14 protein-coding genes are annotated in these 26,984 nt (G+C 42.7%); 7 read left to right on the top strand and 7 right to left on the bottom strand.

Features of this window, described 5'->3' with window-relative positions; translation table 11 throughout:
• From CUN59_RS18770 to CUN59_RS18790, 5 genes are all read left to right on the top strand, one after another.
• Positions 1-261, top strand: a 261-nt coding sequence (locus CUN59_RS18770; protein ID WP_306460523.1) for a BRCT domain-containing protein, incomplete at its 5' end; no start/stop codon positions are given.
• 240 nt (positions 262-501) lie between these two features.
• Positions 502-1,050: a fasciclin domain-containing protein gene (locus tag CUN59_RS18775; RefSeq protein ID WP_104389267.1), complete on the top strand. Its 549-nt coding sequence runs from the start codon at positions 502-504 to the stop codon at positions 1,048-1,050.
• A 183-nt stretch (positions 1,051-1,233) separates the two neighbouring features.
• Entirely contained in the window at positions 1,234-1,512 is a 279-nt protein-coding gene (locus CUN59_RS18780) for an RNA recognition motif domain-containing protein (protein WP_104389268.1), read from the top strand.
• A 262-nt stretch (positions 1,513-1,774) separates the two neighbouring features.
• Complete coding sequence (locus CUN59_RS18785) at positions 1,775-2,704, top strand: UDP-glucuronic acid decarboxylase family protein (protein WP_104389278.1); 930 nt, start codon at positions 1,775-1,777, stop codon at positions 2,702-2,704.
• Between the two features lie 80 nt (positions 2,705-2,784).
• On the top strand, positions 2,785-4,173 hold the full coding sequence (locus CUN59_RS18790; RefSeq protein ID WP_104389269.1) for a UDP-glucose dehydrogenase family protein: 1,389 nt from the start codon (positions 2,785-2,787) through the stop codon (positions 4,171-4,173).
• Positions 4,174-4,369: 196 nt separating this feature from the next.
• Here the strand turns inward: CUN59_RS18790 and CUN59_RS18795 are convergent, their stop codons facing one another.
• From CUN59_RS18795 to CUN59_RS18825, 7 genes are all read right to left on the bottom strand, one after another.
• On the bottom strand, positions 4,370-7,582 hold the full coding sequence (locus tag CUN59_RS18795; RefSeq protein ID WP_104389270.1) for a type I polyketide synthase: 3,213 nt from the start codon (positions 7,580-7,582) through the stop codon (positions 4,370-4,372).
• Positions 7,583-7,702: 120 nt separating this feature from the next.
• On the bottom strand, positions 7,703-13,327 hold the full coding sequence (locus CUN59_RS18800) for a type I polyketide synthase (protein WP_104389271.1): 5,625 nt from the start codon (positions 13,325-13,327) through the stop codon (positions 7,703-7,705).
• Position 13,328: 1 nt separating this feature from the next.
• Positions 13,329-19,769, bottom strand: coding sequence for a type I polyketide synthase (locus CUN59_RS18805; RefSeq protein ID WP_104389272.1), 6,441 nt, complete (start codon positions 19,767-19,769; stop codon positions 13,329-13,331).
• A 93-nt stretch (positions 19,770-19,862) separates the two neighbouring features.
• A complete protein-coding gene (locus tag CUN59_RS18810; protein ID WP_207765448.1) occupies positions 19,863-20,138 on the bottom strand; it encodes an acyl carrier protein in 276 nt (91 codons plus the stop codon).
• The gene (locus CUN59_RS18815; RefSeq protein ID WP_104389273.1) at positions 20,135-21,736 is read right to left on the bottom strand and encodes an amino acid adenylation domain-containing protein; all 1,602 of its coding nucleotides are present in this window, start codon (positions 21,734-21,736) and stop codon (positions 20,135-20,137) included. Before CUN59_RS18815 ends, CUN59_RS18810 begins: the two co-directional genes overlap by 4 nt.
• Positions 21,737-21,748: 12 nt before the next feature.
• Positions 21,749-22,894, bottom strand: a complete 1,146-nt coding sequence (locus tag CUN59_RS18820) for an acyl-CoA dehydrogenase family protein (RefSeq protein WP_104389280.1) — start codon at positions 22,892-22,894, stop codon at positions 21,749-21,751.
• A gap of 834 nt (positions 22,895-23,728) precedes the next feature.
• Positions 23,729-24,421: a lipocalin-like domain-containing protein gene (locus CUN59_RS18825; RefSeq protein WP_243406990.1), complete on the bottom strand. Its 693-nt coding sequence runs from the start codon at positions 24,419-24,421 to the stop codon at positions 23,729-23,731.
• A 292-nt stretch (positions 24,422-24,713) separates the two neighbouring features.
• Between CUN59_RS18825 and CUN59_RS18830 the strand changes: the two genes are divergently transcribed.
• Both CUN59_RS18830 and gntT read left to right on the top strand, forming a co-directional pair.
• Positions 24,714-25,466: a thioesterase II family protein gene (locus CUN59_RS18830; RefSeq protein ID WP_104389275.1), complete on the top strand. Its 753-nt coding sequence runs from the start codon at positions 24,714-24,716 to the stop codon at positions 25,464-25,466.
• 99 nt (positions 25,467-25,565) lie between these two features.
• Complete coding sequence (gene gntT, locus CUN59_RS18835) at positions 25,566-26,933, top strand: guanitoxin biosynthesis MATE family efflux transporter GntT (protein ID WP_104389276.1); 1,368 nt, start codon at positions 25,566-25,568, stop codon at positions 26,931-26,933.
• The last annotated feature ends 51 nt before the right edge of the window (positions 26,934-26,984 follow it).

Consider the following 26,984-nt stretch of genomic DNA (forward strand, 5'->3'; position numbering starts at 1 on the left):
CCAGAAACCACAGATGTAGGCGAAATTAATCAAAAATTTGCTGGTAAAACTTTTGTTGTTACTGGAACATTACCAACCTTAAAACGGGATGAAGCCAAAGCCCTAATTCAAAAAGCAGGTGGTAAAGTTACTGATTCTGTCAGTAAAAAAACAGACTTTTTAGTCCTTGGTGCAGATGCCGGCTCTAAATTAGAGAAAGCCCAGAGTTTGGGCATTAGTCAATTGAGTGAGGCACAGTTACTAGCAATGCTGGCAGAATAGTTACAAACCGACACAAATTTTAAAATTCTGTTATAGTTTTTAGTGTGAAGATAAATTAACAGAAATCTTCAGACCTTAAACATTTTCAGTAAGTAGGTGAACCGAAAAATTTAAAGGTATGTGAAGAAAAGTAAAATCGCCCAAAAAGTAAAATCGCCCAAAACTCTCTTCGGTGTTCCCCGTTCCCTGTTCCCTTGCCCCAACGACAATTTTTAACGCCAACCTACATAGTTAACAACAATGAATTCCTTATTTAGTAAAACATTTGGTATTGTCATAGCTGCGACTGCATTTGTTGCTAGTGTTCCCACCTTTGCAGAAACTAAACCTACTGCGAAAACTCCTACAGTTACTAACCAGACAAAAACCGTAGGAACAATTGTTGAAGTTGCCAGTGCTAATACATCTTTTAAAACCCTAGTCGCAGCCGTTAAAGCGGCAGATTTGGTAGAAACCCTATCTGGTAAAGGTCCGTTCACCGTATTTGCACCTACAGATGCTGCCTTTGCTGCTTTACCAAAAGGAACTTTAGAAAAACTGTTGAAGCCAGAAAACAAAAAAACTTTAACTAAGATTTTGACTTATCATGTTGTTCCTGGCGCAGTTTATGCTAAAAACATCAAATCTGGAAACGTTAAAACAGTTGAAGGTGCTTCGGTGAAGATTCAACTCAAAAAAGGTCAAGTTAGTATAGATAACGCCAAAGTAACCAAAGCAGATATCAAAGCAAGTAATGGCGTGATTCATGTCATTAATAAAGTGTTACTTCCTCCTGATGTGAAGTTGTAGAATTTTTCTGAATCCAAATTCCCAAATTCTCTCAGAATGAGGGAATCCATTTATTTATGAATTATATAAATTGAAAAATAAACCTTAATAACGCACACTATATGTTTGACGCATCTATCATGCTAATAGTCTAAGCGACAACTTTTTAATTTCTGGAGTTATTCAACGCTTGATGTCACTAATTTGTCCTTTGACCTTAACCGAAACGACCTCGAACAGCTTTTTGCAAAATATGGCACTGTTCAGAATCTGGAAGTGCCTATTGACCGGGAAACAGGACACATGAGAGGTTTCGCCTTGGTCTGCATGGAAAAAGATGCAGAAGAAGATGATGCAATTGAGGCACTTGATGGTTCTGAATTCATGGGACGCGGTTTAAAAGTTAACAAAGCTGACCCCAAAGACCCCAAAATATTTCATCAAGGTAGTCGCAGAGGTACTCTTAGAGACTTTGATGATTAGATATAGCGGCGGCTATTCTCTCCGTTACTAAGTTTTCATATCCATAGCAGAAAATAATTTTCTCAAGACAGAAATTTCTTCTGTCTTTTTTCATAGATTCATCGCTTTAATTCGTCCTATTGTGCGATATCTCCACAAACCTGATATCTTTTTCCCTCATGACTTAGTGACTCCTATTATGTTTTATTTGCCAAGATGGTTAATATAAAACGGCATGATCATGATATTGATGTTGCCACTAGATGTTAGTAAAAGGAAAAATATGAGAATTTTAGTGACAGGTGGTGCTGGGTTTATCGGTTCTCATCTCATTGACAGATTAATGAAGGAAGGTCATGAGGTCATCTGCTTAGATAATTTTTATACAGGTAATAAACACAATCTACTGCAATGGTTAGATAATCCTCACTTTGAATTGATTCGTCACGATATCACCGAACCGATTCGCTTAGAAGTAGATCAAATTTATCATTTAGCTTGTCCTGCTTCTCCGGTCCATTACCAGTACAACCCGATTAAAACAGTTAAAACTAACGTTATTGGCACCCTCAATATGTTAGGTTTAGCTAAACGAGTTAAAGCCAGATTTTTATTAGCTTCCACCAGTGAAGTCTACGGAGATCCAGAAGTTCATCCCCAAGTTGAAGAATATCGAGGCAGTGTTAATCCCATTGGTATCCGGTCATGTTATGACGAAGGTAAAAGAATTGCCGAAACCTTAGCATTTGATTATCACAGAGAAAATAACGTTGAAATTAGAGTCGCCAGAATATTCAACACCTACGGGCCAAGAATGCTAGAAAATGATGGTCGCGTAGTCAGTAACTTTGTAGCACAAGCATTACAAGGTATTCCCTTAACCGTTTATGGAGAAGGTCAACAAACACGTAGCTTCTGCTATGTTGCCGACCTAGTAGAAGGATTAATACGATTGATGAATGGAGAACATACAGGGCCAATAAATCTTGGTAATCCTGATGAATATAGCATTTTAGAACTAGCTCAGGCAGTACAAACCCTGATTAACCCAGATGCCGAAATTAAGTTTGAACCCTTACCTGCCGATGATCCCCGCCGCCGTCGTCCCGATATTACTAAAGCTAAGACTTTGTTAAATTGGCAACCTACCATTCCTCTGCAAGATGGTTTAAAACTGATGATCGAAGATTTCCGTCAACGACTGAAAAAATAACGGTCTAGAATTATCCCTAACTCAGACGATCACCAATCATTAATTGACAGCTGACAAATTTAAAAACGAGGGTTTGAAAAATGCGTGTTTGTGTAATTGGTACTGGTTATGTCGGTTTAGTGACAGGTGCTTGTTTGGCTCACATCGGACATAATGTAATTTGCATAGATAACAACGAAGAGAAAATAAAATTAATGAAGTCTGGGCAATCGCCCATTTTCGAGCCAGGACTCCCGGAAATTATGCAGTCTGCCATTAGCAGTGGCAATATTCAATTTTCTAGTGATTTGGGTGCTGGTGTTGCCCATGGGGAAATTCTATTTATTGCCGTCGGTACTCCTCCCTTACCCAACGGTGAAAGCGATACCCGATATGTAGAAGCCGTAGCTAGAGGAATTGGGGAAAATCTCAATGGTGGTTATAAGGTGATTGTCAATAAATCTACCGTTCCCATTGGTTCGGGGGACTGGGTAAGAATGATCGTGTTAGATGGTATTGCGGAACGTCAAAAAAGCTTGGCCATCGGTGATACCGCCACCAATGATCAATTATCGGAACTGGCTACCCAATTTGATGTAGTCAGTAATCCAGAGTTTTTACGGGAAGGTTCAGCCGTCTATGATACCTTTAACCCTGATCGCATCGTCTTAGGTGTCAATAGTCATCAAGCCATCGGCATGATGAAAGAACTTTACGCGCCCATTGTCGAACGGAAATTTGCAACTGATAAATCCTTGCCGAACGTGCCAGTATTGGTGACAGATTTAAGTTCTGCCGAAATGATCAAATATGCCGCTAATGCGTTTTTAGCCACCAAGATTAGTTTTATTAATGAAGTTGCCAATATATGCGATCGCGTTGGTGCAGATGTTACCCAAGTCGCAAAAGGCATCGGTTTAGATTCCCGCATTGGCAGCAAGTTCTTACAAGCTGGCATCGGTTGGGGTGGTTCATGCTTCCCCAAAGACGTTTCTGCCCTCATTCACACCGCAGATGATTATGGCTATGAAGCCCAACTCATGAAAGCTGCTGTCACCGTCAATGAACGCCAACGTCTAATCGCCTTAGAAAAACTCCAAAAGGCTTTAAAAATCCTCAAAGGGAAAACAGTCGGACTACTCGGTTTAACCTTTAAACCAGATACCGATGACTTACGGGACGCACCCGCACTTATGTTGATTGAACAACTCAACCGTCTGGGAGCTAAAGTCAAAGCTTATGATCCCATCATTTCTCAAACAGGAATGCGTCACGGTCTTTCTGGGGTATTAGTAGAAACCGATGCTGAAAGACTCGCTGATGGTTGTGATGCCCTGGTACTTGTAACCGAATGGGAACAGTTCAGCTCCTTAGACTATGGCAAAATGGCTAAACTCATGAGCCACCCTGTTATGATAGATGGCCGTAACTTCCTTGATCCCCAAACCTTAATCAAAGCTGGATTCCAATATGTGGGAGTGGGAAGATAGGTGACAGTTGATACTGTTTCACTTGAATAATGATACAAATGCGGGAGTAGGGATAAAGCGCAATGCTAAATCCCTACAACTAATTCATAAATACTGTATCAAATCAGCAACGCCGGATATTGATGTATGATCATTCAATAAGAAAAGTGCTGTATCTGTCAAGTCTGCCCTATTCTAGACTTCAACTATCACCCTATTAATCATCAAACTTTACAAAAGTAGCAAGCACATCTTGAATCAAATAGTCAACTAATGCCTCTGCTGTTGGATATTTATAAAACAAGGTTGATGACAATGAGATGCCTATCGAGTTTTGCAAGCGATTTCTTAGCTCTACTGATGTCATAGAATCCATTCCTAAGTCAAAAAATCCTTGTGATAGGGAGAAATTCCTCTCTTGTTTGTCTCCCAAAACTTGAGACAATAGAGATTGAATATGGTCAATTAACAATGCTTTGCGTTGCTCTTTCTCAGTTACCTTTAATTGTTCGACCAAGTTGAGCGAAGTTTCTTCTCTCCCTTTCTGTTTGAGAATATCCTCTGTCCCAGACTTTTCTGGGTTTACCAAATCGGCAAAATCTTTTCCGGTAGCTTGCTGAGGTGATGGTTGACCGAGCAGAGAATGGGCAACGCTCTGGGTGCCAGATTGCGTCAGAGGTTGTGTATGTGTCACATCAATCCAGTAGCGCTCTCGCTGCCAAGGATAAGTTGGTACTCCCACTTGGCGGTAGCCATAGTCACGATGGAAGCTCTCCCAATCGATAGCCACGCCGATTACATACAATTGACCTAAAGCCTGAAGCACCCCTTGCCAATCGCTTTGCTCTCGCTGTAACGTCGGTAGCCATGTTCCATACTCAGAAGGTAAACAATGACGTGCCATACCCAGCAATATTGGCTGAGGCCCGATCTCCACAAATATCTCCACTCCTTCTCTGTGTAGTGTCTCGACACCGTCGGCAAATCTCACTGGTTTGACCACATGATCTACCCAATATTCAGGGTCTGTGGGTAAAACAGGCTCAAAATTGCCCGTGACATTGGAGATAAAATTAAGTTTGGGTTGGTGGAAAGTTACCTCTTGCACCACCTGGCGAAACTCAGCCAGCATTGGCTTCATTAAATCTGAATGGAAGGCATGGGAAACCTTTAAGCGCTTAGTTTTAATTCCCTTGTGTTCTAACTTCTGCACTACTAGACGTACCGCTTCCTGTTCACCAGAAATAACGACACTTTCAGACCCGTTAATAGCCGCGATGCTGACTAAGTCCGTATCTTTGATTGCTTCTGCCACTTGTTCAACTGAAGCTAACAGAGATACCATTTCTCCGCTATCCGGCAGTTTTTGCATCAACTGCCCTCTGGCAGCAATCAGTTTTAATCCATCTTCTAAGGAGAAAATCCCCGCTACACAAGCTGCTACATATTCCCCGACACTATGACCCATGACTACGGTTGGTTCTAGACCCCAAGATTTCCACATAGAGGTTAGGGCGTACTCTATGGCAAATAGTGCTGGTTGGGTATAAGCAGTTTGCTCTAGGAGAGTAGTGTCATCGCTTTGGTAAAGGAGGGAGAGTAAGGATTTTTCCTGATTCCCAATGGCATTTAAAATTTCCTGACACTGCTCTAATACTTGACGAAAAATTGGTTGTGTTTCGTATAGTTCCCGTCCCATGCCTAGATACTGGGAACCTTGACCTGTAAATAGAAAAGCGATTTGAGGTTGACTTTCGCTCTTGCTACCTTTAAACAGATTGGTGTTTTCTGCCCCTGCTAAATTAGCTAATAATTTTTCCCGTGCTTGAGACACTGAGTCAGCAACCACAGCTAAACGTTCCTGGAAATGACTCCGCCGAGTATTGGTGGTATAACAGACATCAGCCCACTCTAAGTTGGGATGAGTGGCTAAGTGCTTCTCGTAGTTACGAACCATCTGTTCGAGTGCGGGTTTGGTTTTGGCACTGAGGGTGAGCAGGTGTAGGGGGCGCTTCCAAGTTTCTGCCTCACTTTTTGGTGCTACTGGTGGTGCTTCTGAAAGGACTGCATGGACATTGATGCCTGTAAAACCAAAGGAACTAACCCCAGCAAACCTAGTTTTATTTGTTGCTGGCCAAGGTATCTGTTCGCTTGCCACTTTTATTGGCATCTCATCCCAAGAAATATAAGGGCTAGGCTCTTTGAAGTGTAGGTGTTGTGGAATTAACTCATTTTGTAAGGACAGAACGATTTTGATCAGACCTGCTACACCAGCGGCTCCTTCCAAGTGTCCGATATTAGTTTTCGCGGAACCTAAGATCAGAGGTTCTTCCCGTTGGCGGAAGACCTTGATCAAAGCATTTGCTTCAATTGGATCTCCCAGAGAAGTACCTGTACCATGAGCCTCAATATAATTAACATCTTTGGGCTTAATACCTGCATTGGCAAGCGCTCTGCGAATCACATTTTGCTGAGAAGAACCGCTAGGTACAGTTAGACCGCTGGTTCTTCCATCTTGCCCATGCGCCGTACCTCTAATTAAGGCCAGAATATTATCACCATCAGCTTGTGCATCTGAAAGACGTTTCAGAACGATTATGCCACAACCTTCGCCGCGAGCATAACCATCTGCTCCTGCCGCAAAAGTTTTGCAACGCCCATCTGGAGACAACATTCGGGATTTGCAAAGGTTGAGCCAATATTCTGGCGAGACGTATCGCTGTACGCCTCCAGCTAGTGCCAGGTTACAATCTCCCCTTCGCAAGTTGGTAACTGCCAAATGAATGGCAGCCAATGAAGAAGCACAGCCAGTATCAACGGCGAGACAAGGACCTGTAAAGTCGAAGAAGTAAGAAAGGCGGCCTGCCACTGGGCTATAGGCGTTCCCCGATCCTATGTAGACATCTGTTTCTACAGGGTCTTGTTTGACAAGTTGCCAAACGTAGTCATTGGCACATATCCCAATAAAAACACCTGTCTGGCTGCCTGCCAATTTTTCGGGGACAAATCCAGCGTTTTCTAAGGCTTCCCAAGCTACTTCCATCACCAGTCGATGCTGGGGATCTAAACTTGCTGCTTCTCTGGGGGAAATCCCGAAAAAACTAGCATCAAAATCTGTGGGAGATTGGTTGAGAAATCCTGCACGCCGGATATATACCTTGCCTGGCACGTCTGGATCTGGGTCGTAATAGGGATCTAGATATGAATGATGACCCTTTGGGGCTTCTCGAATGGCATCTACACCATTGGAAAGTAAGTCCCAAAATGCTTCAGGATTATCGGCTTCTGCCAAGCGACAACTCATGCCAACAATGGCGATCGGTTCGCGTTCTTTCTGCTTTAATCGCTCAATTTCGGATTGTAAATCAGCAATTTTTTGGGACGCTATCTTCATCAACTGAATATAACGTTGTTCATTATTTTCACTCATTTGATTAACCCTATTATATACCGCTTAATTGTTATCCATTCATTGATATGAACATAGCGCTGTTCATTATTTTCACTCATCTAGATACTCACCTAGATGAGTATCTAGATTTGGGTTCATCTAGTTAATCCATTGCATACCTAATTGTTCTGCAAATTGTTTTGCAAATTCATCGGCATTATCATTTTCCTCTAGAGGCTGGAATGTAAGAGCTTTACTATCTATTTGGAGGGACTGCTCAGATACATCTACATCCTCATCTTCATCAGCTTCTTCTATGAAATCTGCCATCAGATAATCAACCAACTTTTTAACAGTTGGATAGTCGAAAGTCAGCGTAGCGGGCAAGCGACATCCTAAGCTATTTTGCAAATTGTTTCTCAACTCTACAGAAGTCAGAGAACTCATTCCTAAGTCGAAAAACCCTTCCGAAACAGAGAATACGCGATCTTTCTCATAGCCCAAGACTTTAGATACTTGAGATTGGACGTGAGCTACTAAAAGTGGCTGGCGTTGCTCTTTTGAGGCAGCCTTTACCGTTTCCAGGAAATTAAGTGAAGTTTTTTGTTCCTCTTTCTTTTGGTCGGTAGTTTTTCGGAAGTCAGTGAAGAACGCACTTTCTACCGTATATTTCGACCAGTTTATTGGCATCGCGCCAACTTGAGGTGCCTTGGCGTTCAACAAGTTAGCAAATAGATGCATTCCTTGACTGGGCGGAATCATACCAAAACCTATCGCCTCCCAACGACTTTGAAGATTTGCATCCAATTGAGTGGCCATCCCAGAGGTAGCCCAAGGGCCCCAGTTGATGCTGACAGCGGGTAATCCCAATGCGTGTCGGTGATGGCAGAGTGCATCCATAAAGGCATTGGCCGCAGAATAATTTCCTTGACCTAGCGCACCTATAACTGAAGTCATAGAGGAGAAGCAGACAAAGAAATCTAATGGCATTTCTTTGGTCAGTTTGTGCAAGTTCCAAGTACCTTGAACCTTGGGGTTCATCACTTTTAAGAAGCGCTGCCGGGTTTGATCCCTGACCATCCCATCATCTAAAACACCTGCCACATGAACCACTCCCCGTAAGGGGATATCAGTTGCAGCAATTAGCATTGGTATACTATCGGGTTGAGAAATATCAGTTTTGACAATCTTTACCAACGCCCCTTTATCTTCCAACTGCTTGACTCCTGCTTGTGCTTCTGGGGATACTGCCCCTTGTCGTCCCACTAGCAGCAGGTGGCGTGCGCCTTGTTCCACAAGGTAGTTGGCCACTTGAAGACCCAATGCCCCAAATCCACCAGTGATTAAATAACTACCTGATGAATCAATTTTTGCTAATTGGCTGATAGTTTTAGCCTCGGCACGTTTTAATCGAGCGACATAACGCTCTCCATTCCGAAAAGCTACTTGCTCTTCTTTTTCTGGGAAGAGCATTTCTTGGAGCAGCATTTCGATTTCACTAACTTGGTCTGATCCGAGATCTATACAGACAGTTTCCAGTTCTGGATGTTCTAAAACAATCACGCGGGCTAGTCCCCACAATGGCGATTGTTCTAGTTGTAGGGGGGTTTTTGTCACTGCTTGGGCATTGCGAGTGATCAAGCATAAATGAGGCATATTTTTGCCCCAATGATGGGGAGGAATTGCAGATAATGCTTGAACCAAATACAACACACTAGAACATAAATCCAGTGCCGTTGTTGGCACATCTGACATCTCTAGCTTTTGATCAAGACCCCATAAGTAAACTATCCCACGACAGACTGACTGCTCTTTCTTGACTATTGCGGAAAGTAGATTCTGGAAGTCTTTTGGTTCGGCAGGGTTGATTTGATAGTGATCGCTCTCTAATAATGAAAAAGAGGATCCTTGTGAAACGAAAATACAGCGATCGCCCTGTTTGTTGAGCATATCGGCTAGAGAACTGCTTACTTCTCCTCCATCGCTGAAAATCAGCCAATTACCTGCTTTAGAGGTTTTGTTATTCGCCTTAGCGAAGGACGAGCTTTCTGACAAAACACGGGGTTTTACTTCCCAACCAATTCTGTATAACCAATCATCTGTTTGATTGGCTAGGAGCGCGGTTTGATTAGCACGCCGCACCTGTAAATTAATCAGATCGGCTACTGCTATTCCATTCTCATCAACCAAATGTAAATCGAAGGAAGTCAGTATACCGGGGCTTCGCTGACTTGACTGATGAACGTGACACCAAATACTTGTACTAGGCTGCTTAAAGAAACTCAGACGCTCTAAGCCGACTAGAAAATAAGTTTTGGTATCGCTATCAGGGCTATCTTCAAGAGCCGCCGCCAAAAGCTGCAAGCAACCATCTAACAGCAGCGGATGCAAGCTGTCATTTACACTACTCTCTACCATCTCAGGTAATTTAATCTTACCGAGGACTTCTGGCAAGTCACCCTGAGAACGCCACAACTTCTCAATTACTTGGAAGTTAGGCCCATACTCTACTCCCAAATCGCTGAATTTTTGGTAATAGCCATCAATTTCCATCTCTTGCCTAACTGTTTGCTTCAGGCTAGCCAAATCTAGCGGTGCTTTTGCCACCGGAGCTTTTCCACTCAAAAGATAACCTTGGGCATGGCGAGTCCATATTTCATGATCATCAACATTATTATCTGAGTTTTTGCGGCTAAAAATCCCAAATTCATACCCTGATTCATTGGGTGTTAATACCAATTGAACGGAGACTGCTTCTTCAGGATTCAAAACTAGCGATTGCTCAATCAGGAATTCTTCAACTACCAATGATGGGTGATTCTCCTGCTCCTTCCCCCCAAAGATTTGCGCTCCTGCTGCTAAGACTATCTCTACATAAGCTGCGGTGGGGAAAATGACTTTCTCGTAGAGAGTATGATCTGCTAAATATGCAGGGAAATCTGAGCTGAGTTGACTTTCAAAAACTATTTGTTGATTTTTCAGAGCCGCACTCCGAATTCGTTGACCTAGTAGAGGATGATGCCTATTCTCCATTCCCGATTCCATTTGAGGTTGTCTTTGTGCAACATCAATCCAGTAGCGCTCTCGCTGCCAAGGATAAGTTGGTACTGCCACTTGGCGGTGACTAGAGTCGCGGTGGAAGTTCTCCCACTCTACCGCTACGCCCCTTACATACAATTGACCCACTGCCTGAAGCAGTCCTTGCCAATCGCTTTGCTCTAGTTGTAGCGTCGGCAGCCAGGTTCCATACCCTGATGGCAAGCACTGACGACCCATTCCCAGCAATATTGGCTGCGGACCCATCTCCACAAATATGTCTATGCCTTCTCTGTGTAATGTCTCAATTCCAGAGGCAAATCTTACTGGTTTGAGGACATGATCTACCCAATATTCGGGGTCAGTGGGTAAAACGCGCTCAAAATTGCCCGTGACATTGGAGATAAAGTTGAGTTTGGGTTGATGGAATGTTACTTGTTGCACTACTTGGCGAAAATCTGGCAGCATTGGCTCCATTAATGTTGAATGGAAGGCATGGGAAACTTTTAAGCGCTTATTTTTTATGCCCTTACTTTCTAATTCCCGCACTACCCGACGTACTGCTTCCGCTGCACCAGAAATGACTACACTATTGGGACCGTTGATGGCTGCGATGCTTACTGAGTCCAGTCCTTGCAGTGCTTCTACTACTTGTTCTAGAGGAGCTAATAGGGATACCATTTCGCCGTTGGATGGCAGTTTTTGCATTAAACTGCCTCTGGCTGAAATCATTTTCAAGCCGTCTTCTAAGGAGAATATCCCTGCTACGCAAGCTGCTACGTATTCCCCAACGCTATGACCGATGACTGCGCTTGGTTCAATACCCCAGGATTTCCATAATTCGGCCAGGGCGTATTCTATGGCAAACAAAGCTGGTTGGGTGTAGGCAGTTTGCTCTAAAAGGGAATTGTCATCATTTTGGTAGAGGATTGAGAGCAGCGATCGCTCTTGATTGCCGATGGTATTTAAAATTTCCTGGCAGCGCTCTAGAGATTTGCGAAATGTTGGTTGTGTTTCGTATAGCTTCCGTCCCATCCCTAGATACTGGGAACCTTGACCTGTAAATAGAAAGGCAATTTGAGGTTGATTTTCGCTCTTGCTGCCTCTGTACAAATGAGTGGTTTCCGCTCCTCCCAGATGAGCTAATAATTTTTCCCGTGCTTGAGAAACTGAGTCGGCAACCACAGCTAAACGTTCGTGGAAATGAGTCCGCCGAGTATTAGTTGTGTAACAGATGTCAGCCCAGTCTAAGTTGGGATGAGTGGCTAGGTGTTCTGAGTAGTTGCGAACCATCTGCTCCATTGCAGGTTTGGTCTTGGCACTGAGGGTGAGCAGATGTTGGGGGCGCGGTGCAGTTTCGGATTCGCTTTTTGCTGCAACTGGCGGTGCTTCGGAAAGGACTATATGAGCATTGGTACCGCTAAACCCAAAGGAACTGATTCCAGCAATTCGTTGTTTATTGACTGTTGACCACGGCATTAATTCCGTGGGTACCTTGATCGGTAGCTGCTCCCAAGCAATATAAGGGTTAGGTTTCTCAAAGTGCAGGTGAGGTGGAATCTGTTTGTGTTGTAGGGAGAGAACAACTTTGATCAGACCTGCCATACCAGCCGCTGCTTCTGGATGTCCGATATTGGTTTTCACGGAGCCTACGATCAGGGGCTCTTCCCTCTCACCAAAGAGGCTACCCAAGGCATTTGCTTCAATTGGATCTCCCAAGGAAGTGCCAGTACCATGAGCTTCAATATAGCTAACTTCCTTGGGCTTAACACCTGCATTTTTCAGTGCTTGATGAACTACCGCTTCCTGAGAAGGTCCGCTAGGTACTGTCAGACCGCCACTCGCCCCATCCTGATTGATGGCTGAACCTCGAATTAATGCTAGGATGTTGTCCCCATCACGGATGGCTTGACTAAGGCGTTTTAAAACAACAACACCACAACCTTCACTGCGAACATACCCATTTGCACTAGCATCAAAGGTTTTACAACGACCATCTGTTGCAAGCATCCGCGCTTTTGTGAAATTGATGCTGAGAGTTGGTGCTAGGAGTAGGTTCACACCTCCAACTAAAGCTAGGTCGGATTCTTTGTTACGCAAGCTATTTACAGCTAGATGCAGTGCCACAAGGGAGGAAGAACAAGCTGTATCTACCACCATGCTTGCGCCTTTCAACCCCAAACTATAAGATAAGCGTCCGGCAGCTGGGCTCAAAAGGGTTCCTGTTCCCAGGTGAGCATCAATTTGAGATCGCGCTTCCGACAGGCGCATAGCATAGTCAAAGGTGCTAATGGCGATAAATACTCCAGTCGGAGTGCCAAATAGCTTTTCTGATGACTGACCGCCATTTTCTAACGCCTCAAAACTTACTTCTAGCAGTAGCCTCTGCTGTGGGTCAAGGGACATTGCTTCCCGAGGTGAGATCCCAAAGAAGTGCGCGTCAAACTTATCCACTTCCGATAAAAAGCCACCATAACGGCTAGACATCTTTCCGGGTGCGTCCGGATTCGCATCGTAACAGGCATCAATCTTCCATCTGTTGGCAGGTATTTCCTGAATCGCATCTACGCCATTTGAGAGCAGGTGCCAAAAAGATTCTGTATCTTTAGCACCTGGAAAACGGCAACTCATGCCAATGATGGCAATAGGTTCTTCTTTTGCTTGCTGAACTGCCTGTAGTTTGGTACGTGCTTCTTCTAGGGCGTTGAGCAACTGTAATGTTGTTGGTTTGGCAGGAGTTTGTGTCATGTTAAATATTACCTAGTAGTTGATTGAGTTCTTCGTACTTGCTGGCAAGTAAGATATCTGCTTCGTCTTCTGGAAGTTCTTCAAATAGTTGGGTGGGTGTCGTTTGGTCTTCTGTTTGCTGGACACTCATATCCTCTAGAACTAGAACCTTTTCCAGCAGATAATTCACCAGTGCTTCTAAAGTTGGATAGTCAAAGAGTAGAGTTGAGCGCAAGGAATGTTCGACACTTTTTTCCAGATAGTTTCTCAGTTCTACTGCCATTAGGGAGTCAAGCCCTAGGTCAAATAAAGACTGTCGTGGTTCAATTCTGGTACTGGCATTTAATCCGATGACATTTCTAATGATGGAACGAACATGATCCATCAAAATTGTTCGGCGTTCATGAGCTAAAGTAGCTTTTAGTTGAGAAACTAAGGCTGGTCGCTCTTGAGATGGTGTAATATTCGTCTGGAAATTTTCCAAGAATGGCGTAATTTTTGGTAGTCGTTCCAAAAATTTTGGCCAGTTCATAGGCAGTAACCCGACTTGATCACAGTCTTCATTCTTGATCAAGTAGTCTAATGCTTGCAAGCCTTGTTCAGTGGGAATAATACCCCAACCTTGGGCTTTCAATCTACCAGTAAGAGTTGCTGCCATTCCTACCTCGCCCCATGGTCCCCAATTTATGCTCAAACTTGGCAAACCTTGTGATCGCCGATAATGAGCCAAACCATCAACGAAGGCATTAGCTGCTGCATAGTTGCTTTGACCTGCATTGCCCAACAAAGATGCGGCGGAGGAAAAACAGACAAAAAAGTCTAAGGGTAAATCTTGAGTCAAGGTATGCAAATTCCAAGCTCCTTGTACTTTGGATGCCATGACTTTTTTGAAGCGAGTAGGTGTTTGCTCCTTCAATAGACCATCATCTAAAACACCTGCGGTATGAACAATTCCACGTAAATTAGGACATACACTCAGTATTTTTTTGACATCTTCCTGATTAGCAATATCTGCATTAATGACCGATACTTTAGTACCTGCTTGCTCTAATTTTTTGATGGCTTCATTAGTTGCTTGTTTTACACCACTCCGTCCCGTCAGAACTAGATGTTTAGCACCTTGTTTAACTAGGGACTCAGCCACCTTTAATCCTAATGCGCCCAATCCTCCCGCAATTAGGTAACTGCTGTCTGATCGAACCGAGCAATTTTCTGGATTCTGAAAACTTAACACCACTTTACCAATGTGCTTGGCTTGCTGCATATAGCGGAAAGCATTGACAAATTCAGTAATTGGGAAAACTTTGGCAGGTAATGGTTTAAGCTTACCTTCCTTAAACAAAGTCATCAGTTCCAACAACATTGCAGGAATGATTTCCGCCCCATCCATCTCTCCTAAATCAAAGGGGAAATAAGCAGCATCAGGGCGTAGTGCTTGCAATTTCTGCTCATCCCAGATTCCCAATTTACCGATTTCTACAAAGCGCCCTCCTTGAGTCAGTACGTCAAAGCTTTGATCGATAAACTTGCCAGTTAGACTATTGAGGATGACATTCACACCTTTTCCATTGGTGTCAGTCATTACCTGATCGGCAAAATCAAGGTTGCGAGAGTTATATATATGTTTAACACCAAGGGACTTTAAAAACTCCCACTTGGGGGGGCTAGCCGTTGCAAAAACTTCTGCTCCCTTCAGTTGCGCTAATTGAAGAGCAGCTTGACCTACACCTCCAGCCGCATTATGAATCAATACTCGGTCTGTAGGTCTAATTTGAGCGCATTTTATCAGTCCGTAATAAGCCGTCAAAAAAGTAACAGGAATTGTGGCCGCCTCTTCAAAAGTTAGCTCGGGCGGCTTCGGAACTACCAATTTTGCTTTAGCCTTGACTACACTTGCTAAACTACCTGATGCGTAGGCAATCACAGCATCACCCGCCTTGAAGCCAGAGACTTGGTTGCCAACACGCTCAATTGTCCCTGCACACTCAAATCCGAACAGTATATCGCTTGCCGAAGCAGCAATACCTAAAGACTCCTCGATTTCGCGCATCATGCCTAACGCCCGCAGCACATCTCTAAAATTAAGTCCGCTTGCCTGAACTTTTATCTCGACTTCATCAGGTGCCAAAGTTGGTGCGGCTAAAGGAACCAAAGTCAAGTTATCGAGCGTGCCGTAGCTGGTCAGCTTCAGTGCTACAGGAGCGATGCTTGGTGTCTGTACAGGTTGGAAATGCTCTAATCTAGCGATATACCGTACCCCATTTCGATAAGCAATTTGGTTTTCTTGATCGGGGGTGAGTAAATCTTGGAGTAAAGATTTAGCTGTTTCATTACGGTGATTACCAGATGGTAAGTCTAAACAAGTAGTTGAAAATTCGGGGTGTTCCAGAGAGATTGTTTTACCCAGTCCCCATATAGGAGCTTGCCAGACGGCAACATTATCATCCTTGAGAGCCGACTGTGACCCTTGCGTGACCAACCACAATTGAGGAGATATCTTAGCTGAAGTCAAAGCTTGAACCAGATGTAGTATTTGCTCGCAGTTGGAATCACATGAGTCATGTTCATCCAGACCCCAAAGGTACACTACACCTTGATAGGATCTATTAGCTAACAATTGCTGCCAGTCGGATAGGTCTGTCCAGTCAATAGCATATTTCTCTGGCTGATATCTCTCATGAGCTTTTTTGGCATAGACGAGGTGTGGTCGCTGTCCACTCGCGCTCAACAATTCAGCCAAGGTTTCAGCTAAACCAGTGCGGTCTGCCAAAATTAGCCAATTTCCTTTGTTTGTTGGGTTGGCAGTCCCTGCTGTTTTTTTGACTTCTTTCCAGACCACTTTGTAAAGCCAATCTTTCCAGGGGTCTTTCTGCTGTAATGCTTGTGATCGAGCCTTTTTCAGTTGCAGGCCGATCGCTTCGGCATAAACTTCACCATCTTTGCCAATTAACTGCAAGTCCGCCTTTAGGATTTCTGCACCAGGCTGAGAATGAAGTTTAACGTAACTGAAAACCTCGCGGTTAGGATGCCGCCAAAATGTGAAATGCGGATAGCCAACTGGTAAATAAGTTTCTGAAAAGTCGGCAGGTAGTGCCGCCAACAGGATTTGGAAACATCCATCCAAGAGGGTCGGATGCCAATGATAGGGCTGGTTGAGAAAGTTTTTGGGCAGATGAATTTGACCTAGGGCTTTCCCCTCAGAATGCCACAAGCGGCGCACGGTTTGGAAGCTTCCTTGATAGACCATTCCTCGGGTGGCGACTTGTTGATAGAAAGCTTTTATATCCTTGTGTTCTTCCAGTCCAGATTGTAAAGCAGTTAAATTCGCCTTTAGTTCTGAAATTGATATATCTTTCCCTATACCAATCTTTCCGGCGGCGTAGCGCGTCCAATTCGGCTCTTCATTAATGAAGACCAAACTGAAAATTTGCCATGAATAGCCTTCTTGATCAGGAGTTAAGAGCAACTGCAATGTCTGAGGCTCTTCTAGCTTGAGAGCTTTTTCAATTGCTACATCCTTAAAGGTTATGGGGCGGTTGCCAAAAAGTTGATTTCCTGCTGCCAAAACCATCTCGAAGTAAGCACTAGCAGGCATAATTGCTTGACCGAAAGCGCGGTGTTCTGAAAGGTAGGGCAGATCGTCGGTAGAAAGGTAAGCCTCAAACTGAACTTCTCCCTGTTTAAGTACAGATGAATAGATCCTCTCTTGTAACAAGGGATGAGCAGAAATTTCACTGCTCTTTCTAGGAGCGCGCTCCTGTTTTACCTCAACCCAACAGCGTTCTTTTTGAAAGGGATAAGTTGGTAATACCACTTTTCGACGGTGTTCGTCTAGGAATAACTCTTGCCAATTGATATTGACACCGCGAACATACAATTGAGCTAAACTTTCGGCTATAGTGGATGATTCTGCACAAGGACGTATACTAGGTAGCCATGTCAGGCGTTTTTCCTGATCAACTAGGCAACTAGCTCCCATGCCCAAGAGAATTGGTTTAGGTCCGATTTCGACAAAGCATTCTATCCCTATCTTTTGTAGGGTATTCATGCCATCGGCAAATCTGACGGGCTGACGAATATGACGAACCCAATAATCGGCAGTTGCTATATCTTCCGTTACTTGATCGCCTGTAATATTAGATATTAGGGTAATTTTCGGTAGAGAATATATGACCTCCCCAGCGACTTGAGCGAACGGCTTTAATACTGGCTCCATCAAGGGTGAATGGAAGGCGTGAGAAACAGTCAATTCATGGGTCTTGATCTGCTTTGTTTTCAGTTCGGCTACAATGGAGTCTATGGATGAACTATCACCTGAGATGACTATGCTCTGTAAACCATTGACTGCGGCCACAGAAACTTGTGTACTATAGGATGCGATCGCCGAGTTTATTAGGTCTTCATTGGCGATAGTGCTAACCATTTTACCATCTGCTTCCTGTGGCAGTTGCTGAATTAGTCTTCCACGGGTTGCGATCAGCTTTAATCCATCCTCTAGGCTAAACACTCCTGCCACACAGGCGGCGACATACTCGCCCACACTATGCCCCATAACGACATCTGGGACGATCCCCCAGGATTTCCACAACTCGGCCAGAGCATATTCAAAGGCAAACATCGCCGGTTGTGTGTAAGCTGTAAGATCAATAATATTTTCTGGTTGTTCGGGATAAAGTATGGAAAACAAGGATCGGTCTAAATGAGAGCGCAGTATTTCATCACATAGCTGCAACGTTTGGCGAAATACAGGTTGCGTTTCATAAAGTTCGCGACCCATGTCAACGTATTGTGACCCTTGTCCGGTGAACAAGAAAGCGAGCTTTGGTGCTGATTGGTAGGCATCACCTTGGATTGTGCCTGTAATTTTTTCACCCTTGATAAAACCATCCAGTTGTTGGCAAATATTTTCTTTCGATTTAGCAACAATAGCTAAACGATGGGCAAAATGGGAGCGTCCAGTGGTAGCTGTGTAGCAAATATTTGCTAAAGCATCCTCTGTTTTTTCTAAGAAGGTTAAATAACGATGTGCGAGATCGTTTAGGGCTTTTTCGGTCTTAGCAGATAAAGTAAGTAAATGGTATAACGGTTCAGTTCCCTGGCTAGAAAGCTCTACTTGCGGTAGCTGCGGTGCTGCTTCTACAATTACATGAACATTAGTTCCACTCATCCCAAATGAACTAACACCTGCCAGCTTTGGTTCATGTTCTGGCCAAGGCATCAATTCAGTTGGTACAGTAACTGGCAATTTATGCCAAGGAATACGCGAATTAGGTTTATCGAAATGTAAGTTGGGGGGAATATGATTGTGTTGAAGCGAAAGTATAACTTTAATCAAACTAGCTACACCTGAGGCTGCCCCTAAATGCCCCATATTGGTCTTCATAGATCCAATAACCAATGGGTCTTGACGATCTTGACCTAATACTTTTGCTAAAGCTATGACTTCAATGGGGTCGCCTAAAGGCGTTCCTGTTCCATGGGTCTCAACATATTGCACTTGTCTAGGCTCTATACAAGCATTTTCTACAGCTTTGTGCAGCATTGCTTCCTGGGCAGCACTAGCAGGTGTTGTCAAAGTCAGGCTGTATCCATCATGATTGACTACTGAGCCTTTAATTGTAGCCAGGATCGGATCACGATCGCGCAGAGCGTCAGAGAGACGTTTGAGAATAACAATACCACAACCCTCTCCTTGGACGAATCCATCAACTGAGTCTGAAAAGGTTTTGCAGCGACCATCTTTGGCTAAGACATTCATTTGACAGAAACCGACCGCTAGCTTAGGAGAGAGTAGTAGACTGACTCCACCAGCTATAGCTAGGTTAGATTCGCGATTATGCAGAGATTGACAAGCCAAATGGACTGATACTAATGCGGAAGAACAAGCTGTATCAATTTGCATTGTTGGTCCATGCAAATCCAACAGATATGCAATTCTTCCTGCTGATAGACTTCGTAAATTACTTAAGGTGGGGTAAGCATTAATTTCACTAGGTTTGACCGTATAAAAACGTTCTGCTGAGTAATCATCCCAATGAATACCTACAAACACACCTGTTTGACTACCTGCCAAAGACGTGGGTGCAATTCCAGCGTGTTCGAGAGCTTCCCAACTTACTTCCAGTAGCAACCGTTGTTGTGGGTCTAAGCCCGCTGCTTCTCGTGATGCCATGCGAAAAAATTCAGCATCAAACTCTTCTATCTCATTTGTATCTAAGAAACCTCCAGCCCGTGTATAAATCTTACCCGGCATAGGAGTAGGATCATAGTATCTATCAAGATCCCAGCGAGAAGAGGAAACATCTGTGACGGCATTTACACCGTTACGCAACAATTGCCAGAATGCTTCTGGGGTGTCTGCCTGTCCAGGGAAACGACATCCCATACCAATAATCGCAATTGGTTCCTGCTGAGGATTTTCTAGAAGATAAGACTCATGATCAGAGTAAGTGGTTTTGTTCATGATTGATTTCTTTGAAACATGGTTAAAGGCATACCGGAGAGAAGCTTTCTAAAAGCTTAGGACTAGGGTCTTGTAAGCTTAGTTCTAGTTATGCTATGGCATCAACTTACCAAGTATGTAACCTTTGATATTGTCAATTGTTTCGAAATTTTTTAATACGAGTTCTTCGGGTTCCCAAAAAATTCCAATTTCTTCTTCAACAAAGCGAACTAATCGGAACAGATCCATTGAGTCAACAATCCTTTGCTCAATTATCTTTAAGTTGTTGGTTAGAACCAAGTTGGGTTGATCGTATGCCAACTCTTGGCTGATAAATTCCTTGATCATTTGTTCGATCTTTTCTGCTGTCATGGTAATATTTTGCGTCATGATACTGTCTCCTGAGATAATTGAACTTTGTCTATCTTGCCAGTGGAAGTTTGGGGCAAAGCGTTACGGAACTCAAACAAGTCGGGAACCATATATTTAGGAAGCCGCTCTGCACAAAAGGATTTTAAAGTCTGTGTAGTAGGAATTTCTTGTGTAGCTTTATCATCAAGACGTACTACCACAAAAGCCTTAATCCGGTTACTAATTTCATTGTCAGGTATGGGGATTACTGCGACTTCTGCCAGTGCCGGATGGCTATATAAAACGCTTTCTATTTCACCTAATTCAATGCGGTAGCCCCGACTCTTAATCATCCGATCTCGACGACCTAAAAAAACATAGTTGCCATAGGAGTCTTGTTTGACAAGATCCCCGGTGCGGTAAATCATCTCAGATCCCAAACTAGGATGCAAAGGGAAGGGAACCCGTACTTGAGCAGTCTTTTCAGGTAAATCCCAATAGCCTGTCATCAACCCAGGTCCGCGCACACAAAGCTCACCCACTTCACCTCTAGCTACCAATTCATCACTTGTACTCAAGACAAAAACTTCAGTGTTAGCACAGGCTTTTCCAATGGGAATTGCTTCGGTTATTTCAGTATCAAGCGGTGAGACTTGATAATATGTGCAAACGTTTGTTTCCGTTGGACCATAGAGGTTGTAATAGCAAGCATGGGGAATATGCACCATTAACTGGCGCAAATATTTGTTGGGAAAAACTTCACCTGCAAACAAAATGCTTCTAAGAGTGGGGTAGGTATGCTCCTCTAATCGTCCATATAGGACTAAATTAGTCAGAATGGAGGGGACTGAATACCAGATCGAAATCCTTTCTGCGGCAATGAATTTGGCTAGATTAATTGGAAAGACCGATAAAGCGGCTGAGAGTAGAATGATCGTTCCTCCCGCTTTGATAGTTGTAAAGATATCAAAGATGGAAAGATCGAAATGAAATGGCGCATGACTGGAAACGCGGTCTTCTGCTGTAACCTGAAATGTGTCATAAGCCCAATCCACAAAGGTGAGAGAGGCGCGATGGCTAATCATTACCCCCTTGGGAGATCCTGTTGAGCCAGATGTATAAAGAATATAAGCCAAATCATTTTCAATCAGATTTGGATCTGGCGGTGGACTGCAAGGAGCTTGTAAAACCTCTGACCATGTAACGATTTTTCCCGACCACTGTGTTGGTTGATCGCCCTCATCTACGATAATTGCACTATTGAGACTCTGCAAATCCTCTAAGGCGCTAGTGCCTAAAGCATCTATTTTTTGCTTTGTCGAAATCAGTGTCTTGATCTGACAGTTTTTAATGATAAAGGCAATTCGCTTTACTGGAGCGTAAGGATCTAAGGGTACATAGGTGGCACCGCTCTTCAATATGCCAAATATAGCAATAACAGCTTCAATGGACTTATCGAGGTAAATGCCAACTCGGTCGCCCCGCCCTATGCCTACACTGCTCAAGGTATGTGCCAACTGGTTGCTGTTCTCATCCAACTGACTATACCTGATATTGCGTTCTTGTTGCTCTACGGCAATGCGATCGCTATGGATTTGAGCACTACCCCTTAACAAATGATGCAGTAAATATGACATAATGCTGCTACTTTACAATCCCAAGAATTTCGCAATAACGACTCGCTGAATATCGGATGTGCCAGAGTAAAATTTACTACCGATAGCATCTCGCAGTTCTCGTTCTAACTCTGTATTCGTTAAATAACCATATGCACCATGGATCTCGATTGCTTCGAGACATGACTGAACCCAAGCTTCACTAATGTACAAATTAGCCATGGATGCTTCCAGAAGAGCCATTTGCCGATTTTGTTTCATCCAAGCAACTTTGTACAAATAAGACTTGGCATTCTCCAACCGCAACTTCATCTCCACTAATCTGTTAGCAACTGATTGAAATTTTCCAATGGCTTGACCAAATTGCTTGTGGGTTCTCGCGTAACGAACTGACTGTTCCAATAATCGTTCCATTGTTCCTACAGCACAGGACAGAATAAATCCCCGCTCCCACTCCATACTGTGGTTAAATATGGCTAGACCTGCTCCTTCCCCACCTAAACGATCACTGACAGATACTTCACAATTTTCTAAGGTTAATTCTGTTATTTCAGCCGTACGTACTCCCATTGTAGACATACGTTTATGGACAACTAGACCAGGAGTATCTTTTTCAATTATAAACGCCGTCAAACCCTCTTTTCCTAAGTCTGGATCTGTAGTAGCAAAAATAATGAAGATATCTGCAAAACTGCCATTGGTTACATAGTGTTTGTGTCCGTTAAGAATGTATTTATCTCCATGTTTTCGAGCCGTTGTCTTGAGGCTATAGATATCTGACCCAGCTTGTGGTTCACTGGCGGCGTGGGATGCAATCCAACCTTCCCGACAAAGCAATGGGAGATACTTTTCCTTTTGTGCTTCATTCCCAAAAGTCAGTAGGGGCATTTCACCAGCCCAAATGTGTGCACTCATCGCAAACATTAACCCATTATCCTTACAAGCATATCCTAGCCCTTGTAAGCCATAAGCGATAGTGAGTATATCAAGTTCTTGTCCACCATAACGTGTAGGTATAGGCCATCCGTGAATACCAAAGTCGCAGCATTTCTTCCAGGCCTCCCGATTGAATATCCCTTCTTTATCCTGTTCAATTAGATCGGAAGCTAATGACTGTTGAGCAAAATGAATAACCTTTTTTTTAAATTCAATTTGCTGATTGTTCCAAGGAAAATCCATTATGCCCTCTACAATTTTAGTTGATTTATTGCCTGTCTCCCATATATACATATATAGGATTTTTCACAGTGCTTTAATTATCGTTACGTACTGTGTCTATGTTTCTTAATACCAGGTTACCAAAATCATGGTATTAGGACTTACCCATTGACAGGATTAACTAAATATGTGATATGATAGAGCCCTGGCATTTTTACGTGATTGTTTGATCATTTTTCAGCGGTTGCTATTGATCGGAAGTTAATCGCCAAAAGCCTGAAACTACCAAATATCGTTCACACATATCATGGTTAATTTGTACAGTAGGTATGTCCTAGCAACATTATTTTTCGGTGATTTTTGGGCGAACTGCTTGCAATAGGGCAACCCTATCGCCAAGTAAGTCAGCGTTAAATAATCAATGTGTGTCACGAAATGTAAATTAACTAAATACCTTATTAATAAAGGTATTTCACGGCTTTTACAAATATCAGCATACCTCGATTTTATTTTGCTGACTTACTTATTCCTCTTCCATTAAACTGGGAATTACAAAAAGAATTGCCTAACTGTAAAATACAGAATGTGATAAAGGTTTGAAACTTTTTTATTAATAATAGAATATAGTAGATATTTTGTTATTAATCAATTGCTTTAACCTTTATTTAACAAGGGTTTCAAATTTTGCGTTGCCCAGAGTCATAAAAAAGGATTATGTGCCTAAACTTCATACTCAAAAGCATGAAGGGACGTAATTTATTGCACTCGCAAATGGTAAGTTTGTATTTACAGGGGGTAACTTCTACATTCTTAAAATCAACCAGTATGTATGATGTTTACGAATGTTTTAAAAGGTTACTTAGAAGCACGCTCCCAAACTATGGCAGGAGTTTGTAGCTTGCCATCCATCATTTCTGGAGCATGGCTTAGTACCAGCTTTCCGTTTTCAAATTTATACATACGCACTTGATCAGTACCAATATAATTTGGAAACAAGCTAACTTTAACATGATGAGTTACAGTAGTGCCCGTAACAGTATATGTACCACAGTAGGCAATATATGTTTGTACTGCCTGTGCTTGTTCTTGTAACGTTCCACCCAAAATATCTCCTGAAGGGAAATTAGGACGATCCTTTTTTGAAAGGGTCGCGCACATATATCCATCTGGATTGTAGACAATGTAACCAAGGGCATCTTTGCCATAGGGATAACTTAAGTTACCCTGTGGATCTTTGTTTGACCACGATAATAGCCGCCAAGTTCCTAATACCTTTTTTTTGGCCGACAGATCAGATCTGGATATCTTATGGGGAGCAAATTCTTTTCCTGCTTGGTTAGTAGTACCTTGTTGGACAGAATTAGATTTTAACTCTCGAGCCTCAATTGGACATACACCGGATACAATTAAGGCTGCTGTCAAACCTCCAGAAAACCATTGTATAGCATTCCGTTGGAGACGACTTACTTTTGTTACTGATCTTTTGTGCTGCTGAGCGGTAGCTTTACTGAAATACATAGAAACATGTTTCAAAGTTTGTTCCTTCACAGTTTATTCCTCAATGGTGTAAGAATGCTAATACTTGTCCTGGTTGATTAGGATTTAGGACAAGTTTCTTTATTCATTTGACAGTGCTTACTGTAACATAGGTGATATTCTGACGCAAGAATTAAATAATAAATAAATAATAAATTTTTACAACTTTTCTTGAAATGCCTGAAACCATTATTATCAATGGGCTACAGGCTTAACAGACCACCAATAGATGGGTAATTTGACGAAGCTATCGTTGTCAAGGTAGTATTCATGATCACGCCAAAAAAATATCATCATTTATTTTATGCAGACAGAAATACTTAATCTCTGGGTTAAATGCTACCAGTCCAATCCAGAAGCCAATTTACGTCTATTTTGTATACCCTACGCAGGAGGTGGGGCATCAGTTTTTCGACTATGGGCTCAAGAATTGCCGTTAAATGTAGAGGTTTGTGCTATTGATCTGCCTGGAAGAGAAAAGCGGATGGGAGAAAAACCAATTTCAAATCTTGAATCTCTAACAGAGATATTAGTCGAGGTTTTCCTACAACATTTGGATAAGCCATTTGCAATCTTTGGCCACAGTATGGGAGCGCTCATTGCTTATGAACTATCCAGGAAACTCCAACAGAAAAATATCAATCCAGTTTATTTATTTGTCTCAGGTCACTCTGCTCCTAACGTACCCGAATTATATCCACCTATTCATTTGTTACCTGATGCAGAATTTACTGAAAAATTAAGCAAGATTTACAATGCCATACCAGATACAGTCTTAAAAGACAAAGACCTGATGGAGTTGTTTTTACCTGTCTTGCGAGCAGACATGACTTTAGTTGAAACACATATCCATTCCCAAAGTGAGCCTCTTGATTGTCCCATTTTCGCTTTAGGTGGTCTTGAAGATAAAGAAGCCAATTACGATTCTCTAGTTAATTGGCATGAGTACACTCGGGGATCATTTTCAGTACAAATGTTCCCAGGTGGACATTTCTACCTCAATGAAAATAGACAAGCTTTGTTGGAGTTCTTATCTCAAACGCTAAAAGACTTATAAATCCCACAAAGTATTTTTGACTTGATATCTCTTTTACTCAACCTCTGACCTTGGAAACATCCTTCTGAGTAAGAGTCGCCATAACTTACTCCTCGATCTATGAACCAAAAACTTCCAGACCGATATAGCTTTATCCCCCGCTATTTCCGACTGGCTCTAGCCAACGTCCTATCCAGTATTATGATTCCATTGGCAAATATAGTAAGTGTCATCTTTTTGGGTCATCTTGAGGAAATCCGTCACTTCGCTGGAGTTAGTATTGCTGCAAACCTGCTGAATTTTCTCTATCTAGCCTTATTCTTTTTACGTATGGGAACTACTGGTCTCACAGCACAGGCAATCGGACGAGATGACAGAGAAGAGACATTGTTAGTGGCTCTACGTAACGGTTTGATTGCTCTAGTCATAGGTATCGCCCTCATCCTCTTACAATATCCTTTGGGAGAACTTGGGTTTGCTCTGCTAAGTGCTGACCCAGAGATAAAATCTTCAGGCCTTGCCTATTTCAACACCCAAATTTGGGGAGCACCTGCAATCTTACTCAATTTTGTGCTAATAGGTTGGTTTTTAGGACGAGAAAAAAATAGCTTAGTTGTGCTACTTTCAGTCCTTGGCAATGGCAGCAAAATTCTACTTGACTATGTATTTATTATCCACCTGGGATGGGAAAGTCAAGGGGCAGGAATCTCCTCCGCTACAAGCCAATATTTATCGTTATTATTAGGATTGATATTTTTTTGCAAGGAATTTCAGTGGCTGGAAATTCGCTCTCTATCTGGAAAAATATTGGACATTTCAGCTATGAAATCTAACTTGCTTCTCAATACAAATATCCTGATCAGCAATTGTATTTGTCTGTTTGCCACATTAATATTCAACTATCAAGGAGTCCAAATGGGGACGTTGATTTATGCTCAAAATACCTTAATGTGGCAGATATTTAGCTTTAATACATATTTTGTAGAGGGAATGGGATTCGGTACAGAAGCTTTGGTGGGAAACTTTAAAGGAAAAGGATCTTCACAACAATTAGCTCCCTTAGTAGGTTTTTCTATCTTAGCTGCCCTTGTAGTAGGACTGTTTTTTGGTGGAGTATGTGTACTATTTCCAGATACTGTTTTTAGCTGGTTCACTAACCACACCGAAGTAACCTCAAATATAAATACTTTTCTTCCTTGGTTGCAACTTACTTTGGCATTGAGTTCAATCGGTTTTGCGATGGAAGGATATTTCTTAGGTTTAGCCCAAGGATACACCCTACGCAATGTTAGCTTAGTTGCTCTTGCAGTTGGGTTTATACCTGCTAATTTGGCTGCCATGAAGTTTTCCAGCAACCATATCTTGTGGTTAAGTATATCTTTATTTTACGCAGTTAGAATGGTGATGTTTTTGATAAATTTGCCCAGTACATTTAGTGATGATATTGATGAGGGTGATGTTCCGGTTACTGCTTTAGAGGTGAAATAGAAATATCACTGGTTGCTGGAGTTTAGTGTGGGCTTCCCAATTCATCGGGAA

Origin of the sequence: Cuspidothrix issatschenkoi CHARLIE-1 (assembly GCF_002934005.1) — a bacterium.
GTDB classification, from domain to species: Bacteria; Cyanobacteriota; Cyanobacteriia; order Cyanobacteriales; family Nostocaceae; genus Cuspidothrix; species Cuspidothrix issatschenkoi.

Excerpts from the sequence above, each read along its gene's own strand:
- CUN59_RS18775 (WP_104389267.1), top strand. The coding sequence starts at position 502 with ATGAATTCCTTATTTAGTAAAACATTTGGTATTGTCATAGCTGCGACT.
- CUN59_RS18785 (WP_104389278.1), top strand. The coding sequence starts at position 1,775 with ATGAGAATTTTAGTGACAGGTGGTGCTGGGTTTATCGGTTCTCATCTC.
- CUN59_RS18790 (WP_104389269.1), top strand. The coding sequence starts at position 2,785 with ATGCGTGTTTGTGTAATTGGTACTGGTTATGTCGGTTTAGTGACAGGT.
- CUN59_RS18795 (WP_104389270.1), bottom strand. The coding sequence starts at position 7,582 with ATGAGTGAAAATAATGAACAACGTTATATTCAGTTGATGAAGATAGCG.
- CUN59_RS18800 (WP_104389271.1), bottom strand. The coding sequence starts at position 13,327 with ATGACACAAACTCCTGCCAAACCAACAACATTACAGTTGCTCAACGCC.
- CUN59_RS18805 (WP_104389272.1), bottom strand. The coding sequence starts at position 19,769 with ATGAACAAAACCACTTACTCTGATCATGAGTCTTATCTTCTAGAAAAT.
- CUN59_RS18810 (WP_207765448.1), bottom strand. The coding sequence starts at position 20,138 with ATGACGCAAAATATTACCATGACAGCAGAAAAGATCGAACAAATGATC.
- CUN59_RS18815 (WP_104389273.1), bottom strand. The coding sequence starts at position 21,736 with ATGTCATATTTACTGCATCATTTGTTAAGGGGTAGTGCTCAAATCCAT.
- CUN59_RS18820 (WP_104389280.1), bottom strand. The coding sequence starts at position 22,894 with ATGGATTTTCCTTGGAACAATCAGCAAATTGAATTTAAAAAAAAGGTT.
- CUN59_RS18830 (WP_104389275.1), top strand. The coding sequence starts at position 24,714 with ATGCAGACAGAAATACTTAATCTCTGGGTTAAATGCTACCAGTCCAAT.
- gntT (WP_104389276.1), top strand. The coding sequence starts at position 25,566 with ATGAACCAAAAACTTCCAGACCGATATAGCTTTATCCCCCGCTATTTC.